At 65.1% G+C, this 5,446-nt stretch carries 5 protein-coding genes; all 5 read left to right on the plus strand.

Annotated features, from left to right (window positions below):
- The first annotated feature begins 339 nt into the window (after nt 1-339).
- Nucleotides 340-1,374 (plus strand): ligase-associated DNA damage response exonuclease, encoded by a 1,035-nt coding sequence (locus ACIP0B_RS19245; protein WP_400835078.1) that lies wholly within the window; start codon nt 340-342, stop codon nt 1,372-1,374.
- Complete coding sequence (locus ACIP0B_RS19250) at nt 1,371-3,023, plus strand: ATP-dependent DNA ligase (RefSeq protein WP_400835081.1); 1,653 nt, start codon at nt 1,371-1,373, stop codon at nt 3,021-3,023. Before ACIP0B_RS19245 ends, ACIP0B_RS19250 begins: the two co-directional genes overlap by 4 nt.
- 326 nt (nt 3,024-3,349) lie before the next feature.
- Nucleotides 3,350-4,132, plus strand: coding sequence for a transporter substrate-binding domain-containing protein (locus ACIP0B_RS19255; RefSeq protein ID WP_400835084.1), 783 nt, complete (start codon nt 3,350-3,352; stop codon nt 4,130-4,132).
- Nucleotides 4,133-4,188: 56 nt separating this feature from the next.
- Nucleotides 4,189-4,917, plus strand: a complete 729-nt coding sequence (locus ACIP0B_RS19260; protein ID WP_217893377.1) for an ABC transporter permease — start codon at nt 4,189-4,191, stop codon at nt 4,915-4,917.
- The coding region (gene hisM / locus ACIP0B_RS19265) for a histidine ABC transporter permease HisM (RefSeq protein ID WP_400835087.1) at nt 4,914-5,446 on the plus strand (533 nt) is incomplete at its 3' end. The genes ACIP0B_RS19260 and hisM, both read left to right, overlap by 4 nt.

A 5,446-nucleotide genomic window follows, 5' to 3' on the forward strand; every position in this document is an offset into this window, starting at 1 on the left:
ACAGATTCTGCATCCACCCAAATTCCCTGGTGGGAGCCAGCCTGCTGGCGATGGCGTCCGGTCTGATCCACCGAGGTCGGATGTGCCGCCATCATCGCGAGCAGGCTCGCTCCCACAGGTTTTGCAGTGATCACAAACTCTGCATCCACCCAAATTCCCTTGTGGGAGCCAGCCTGCTGGCGATGGCGTCCGCCAAGGCGCCGCAGGGCCGCGCTGTCACGCCCGCAGCCTGTGCGCACCACGCTCCCGCAACGACTTTTCAGGCGTTCGAAAAATCAATAGAACTTTCGGACCCGCGCTCACCTCATAGCTGACAGGCCCCTCTTTCGAGGTAACGACATGGAGCTTGTCATCGCGCGTCCGGAAGGCTTGTACTGCCCCGCCGGGGATTTCTACATCGACCCGTGGCGGCCGGTCGAGCGCGCGGTGATCACCCATGCCCACGGCGACCACGCCCGCACCGGCAACCGGCATTACCTGGCCAGCAGCGCCAGCGAGGGGATTCTGCGTGCGCGCCTGGGCCCGGACATCAACCTGCAGACCCTGCCCTACGGCCAGCGCCTGACCCACCACGGCGTCACCCTGAGCCTGCATCCCGCCGGCCATGTGCTGGGCTCGGCGCAGGTGCGGCTGGAATACGGCGGCGAGGTCTGGGTCGCGTCCGGCGACTACAAGACCGAGCCGGACGGCACCTGCGCGCCGTTCGAGCCGGTGCGTTGCCACACCTTCATCACCGAATCGACCTTCGGCCTGCCGATCTACCGCTGGCAGCCGCAGGCCGAGGTGTTCGCCGAAATCAACCAGTGGTGGCAGTCGAACATCGAGGCCGGCCGGGCCAGCGTGCTGTTCTGCTATTCGTTCGGCAAGGCCCAGCGGATTCTCCACGGCATCGACCCGACGCTCGGGCCGATCCTCAGCCACGGCGCGGTCGAGCCGCTGAACCGGGTCTACCGCGAGGCCGGCGTGGATCTGCCGCCGACGCGCTACGCCGGTGATGTGCAGAAAAACGACCCGCTGCTGCGCCAGGCGCTGGTCATCGCCCCGCCCCTGGCGGGCGGCAGCAGTTGGATGCGCCGGTTCGGTGACTTCAGCGACGGTTTCGCCAGCGGCTGGATGCGCCTGCGCGGCCCACGCCGGCGGCGCGGCGTGGATCGGGGCTTCGTGCTCTCGGACCATGCCGACTGGCCCGGACTGCTCTGGGCCATCGGACAGACCGGCGCCGAACGGGTGAAAGTCACCCACGGCTCGGTCGGCCCCCTGGTGCGGCACCTGCGCGAACAGGGACTGGATGCGCAGGGCTTCAGCACGGAATACGGTGACGACGAGGAAGACAACTCCGCGTCGGCGCCGGCCATCGCCCAGGTGCAGCCATGAAGGCCTTCGCCTGCCTGTATGCCGAGCTCGACGCCAGCACGTCCAGCAACGCCAAGCTCGCGGCCATGCAAGCCTATTTCGCCCAGGCGGCGCCGCAGGATGCGGCTTGGGCGGTTTACTTCCTGGCCGGCGGCCGCCCCCGGCAACTGGTGCCGGTGCGGATCCTGCGGGATCTGGCGGTGGAGCGTTCGGGGCTGGCCCCGTGGCTGTTCGAGGAGTGCTATCAGGCGGTCGGCGACCTGGCGGAAACCATTTCGCTGGTGCTGCCAGAGAGCCCGGACACCTCGACGGCCGGCCTCGCCGAATGGATCGAACGCAGGCTGCTGCCGCTGCGCGGCGAAACCCCGGAATACCTGGCCCGGCAACTGCCGGCGCTGTGGGCGCAGTTGGACCGGGCGAGCCTGATGCTGTGCATCAAGCTGATCACCGGCAGCTTCCGGGTCGGGGTCTCGAAGCTGCTGGTGACCCGGGCCCTGGCCGCCATGGCCGGACTCGACAGCAAACGCGTGGCGCAGCGGCTGGTGGGCTACACCGACCTCTCGAACCGGCCCGACGCCCAGCGCTACCTGCAACTGATCGCCCCCGAATCCAGCGAAGAGCACACCCGGCGCGGCGGCCAGCCCTATCCGTTCTTTCTCGCCCATGCCCTGTCGCAGCCGCCGGAGCGTTTCGACGCGTTGCTGGGCCCGCCGAGCGATTGGCAAGTCGAATGGAAGTGGGACGGCATCCGTGCGCAGGTGGTCAAGCGTGACGGCCGGCTGTGGGTCTGGTCGCGGGGCGAAGAGCTGGTGACCGAACGCTTCCCCGAATTCGGCGGCCTGCTGCACCGCCTGCCTGACGGCACGGTGCTCGACGGCGAGATCGTGGTCTGGAAAACCGCGCCGGACTCGCCGTCGGTGCAGCCGTTCGCGCTGCTTCAGCAACGGATCGGCCGCAAGCGCCTGGACAAGAAGATCCTTGAAGACGCGCCGGTGGTGCTGCTGGCCTACGACCTGCTGGAATGGCAGGGCGAGGATTGGCGCAACCGGCCGCAAACCGCCAGGCGCGACCGGCTGGAGCAGGTCGTCGCCAGTTGCGGTGATCCGGCCCTGCTCCTTTCCCCCGTCATCACCGCCGACAGCTGGGCGGATCTTGCCCGCCAGCGCGAGGCCTCGCGGCGCCTGGGGGTCGAAGGCATGATGCTCAAGGCCCGCGACGCCCGGTACGGCGTGGGCCGCACCAAGGACATGGGCGTGTGGTGGAAATGGAAAGTCGATCCGTTCAGCGTCGATGCGGTGCTGATCTACGCCCAACGCGGCCACGGCCGGCGCGCCAGCCTGTACAGCGACTACACCTTCGCGGTGTGGGACGGGCCGCCCGGATCCGGTCAACGCGCGCTGGTGCCGTTCGCCAAGGCCTACTCAGGGCTGACCGACGAGGAAATGCGCCAGGTGGACATCATCGTGCGCAAGACCACCGTGGAGAAGTTCGGCCCGGTCAGCAGCGTGGCCCCAAGCCTGGTGTTCGAACTGGGCTTCGAAGGCATCGCCCTCTCGCACCGGCACAAGAGCGGCATCGCCGTGCGCTTTCCGCGCATGCTGCGCTGGCGCCAGGACAAGAGCGTGGACGAGGCCGACAGCCTGGCCACCTTGCAGAACCTGTTGAGCTGATCCCCTGTGGCGAGGGAGCTTGCTCCCGCTGGAGGGCAAAGCCCTCCCCGTTTCTCCAACAGGCTTTGCGGCGGCTGCACCGCCTTAGCGGGCGCAAGCTCCCTCGCCACAAGAGCGCCCCCCTCACGACGGCTGTCACAAAACGGTGCGGCGAATGTCCCCTGCCCGTTTCCGTGCACCGATCCCTCGCGCCGTCCCTTCCTACACCTTTTAAAACACTTGTTCGGGACTCTGGTTCGGAAATTGCTACTTTCTATAAGTCGTAAGCGTTCCAGTAACAATACTTCTGCGCCATGGCGCTCATATTGGTTCTTAGGGATTGAATAATGAAAAAAGCATTGCTGACCCTTTCTGCACTGGCGTTGTGCATGGCTGCCGGTTCCACGCTGGCCAAGGAGTACAAGGAGCTGCGTTTTGGCGTTGACCCTTCCTACGCACCGTTCGAGTCGAAAGCGGCCGACGGCAGCCTGGTGGGCTTCGACATCGACCTGGGCAACGCGATCTGCGCCGAGCTCAAGGTCAAGTGCAAGTGGGTCGAAAGCGACTTCGACGGCATGATTCCGGGCCTCAAGGCCAACAAGTTCGACGGCGTGATCTCGTCGATGACCGTGACCGAAGCCCGCGAGAAGGTCATCGACTTCTCCAGCGAGCTGTTCTCCGGCCCGACCTCGTTCGTGTACAAGAAAGGCGCCGGCATCACCGCCGACACCGCGTCGCTCAAGGGCAAGACCGTCGGCTACGAGCAGGGCACCATCCAGGAAGCCTACGCCAAGGCCGTGCTGGACAAGGCCGGCGTGAAGACCCAGGCCTACGCCAACCAGGATCAGGTGTACGCGGACCTGGTCTCCGGTCGCCTGGACGCTTCGATCCAGGACATGCTGCAGGCCGAACTGGGCTTCCTGAAGTCGCCGCAGGGCGCCGACTACGAAGTCAGCCAGCCGGTCGACGACAAATTGCTGCCGTCCAAGACCGCTGTCGGTATTAAGAAAGGTAACACCGAGCTGAAAGCGCTTTTGGATAAAGGTATCAAAGCGTTACACGATGATGGCAAATATGCGGAGATTCAAAAGAAACACTTCGGTGATCTGAATCTGTACAGCGGCAAGTAATGCCACGGCGCCCATCCCGGATGGGCGCCTTTCCCTTCCGTTCAGGTTGCTGATTCATGTTCGAAAACCTATTACAGAATCTGGGGCTCTCCGCCTTCAGCCTCAAGGGCTTCGGCCCGTTGCTGTGGGAAGGCACCTGGATGACCGTCAAACTGTCGGCGCTGTCGCTGCTGGTGGCCGTGCTGCTCGGCCTGATCGGCGCCAGCGCCAAACTGTCGAAGGTCAAGCTGGTGCGCCTGCCGGCCCAGCTCTACACCACGCTGATCCGCGGCGTGCCGGACCTGGTGCTGATGCTGCTGATCTTCTACAGCCTGCAGACCTGGCTGACGTCGCTCACCGACTATATGGAGTGGGAATACATCGAGATCGACCCGTTCAGCGCAGGCGTGCTGACCCTGGGCTTCATCTACGGCGCGTACTTCACCGAAACCTTCCGCGGCGCGATCCTCGCCGTGCCCCGCGGCCAGGTCGAAGCCGCCACCGCCTACGGCCTCAAGCGCGGCCAACGTTTCCGCTTCGTGGTGTTCCCGCAGATGATGCGCTTCGCCCTGCCGGGCATCGGCAACAACTGGATGGTGATGCTCAAGGCCACCGCGCTGGTGTCGATCATCGGCCTGGCCGACCTGGTCAAGGCCGCGCAGGACGCCGGCAAGAGCACCTATCAACTGTTCTACTTCCTGGTGCTGGCCGCCCTGATCTACCTGCTGATCACCAGCGCCTCCAACGTCATCCTGCGCCGGCTTGAACGCCGCTACGCCGCCGGGGCCCGGGAGGCCATCCGATGATCGAACTCCTGCAGGACTACTGGAAAGCCTTCCTTTATACCGACGGCAACAACATCACCGGGCTGGCCATGACCCTCTGGCTGCTCAGCGCCTCGATCTTCATCGGCTTCATCACCTCGATCCCGCTGTCCATCGCCCGGGTCTCGCCGCGCTTCTACATCCGCTGGCCGGTGCAGTTCTACACCTACCTGTTCCGCGGCACGCCGCTCTACATCCAGCTGCTGATCTGCTACACCGGGATCTACAGCCTGGCCGCCGTGCGCGCCCAGCCGGTGCTCGACAGTTTCTTCCGCGATGCGATGAACTGCACGATCCTGGCCTTCGCCCTGAACACCTGCGCCTACACCACCGAGATCTTCGCCGGGGCGATCCGCAGCATGAACCACGGCGAAGTCGAAGCGGCCAAGGCCTACGGCCTGACCGGCTGGAAACTGTACGCCTACGTGATCATGCCGTCGGCCCTGCGCCGTTCGTTGCCGTACTACAGCAACGAAGTGATCCTGATGCTGCACTCGACCACCGTGGCGTT

It is taken from the genome of Pseudomonas sp. NPDC089534, from assembly GCF_044749305.1.
GTDB lineage: Bacteria > Pseudomonadota > Gammaproteobacteria > Pseudomonadales > Pseudomonadaceae > Aquipseudomonas > Aquipseudomonas ekonensis.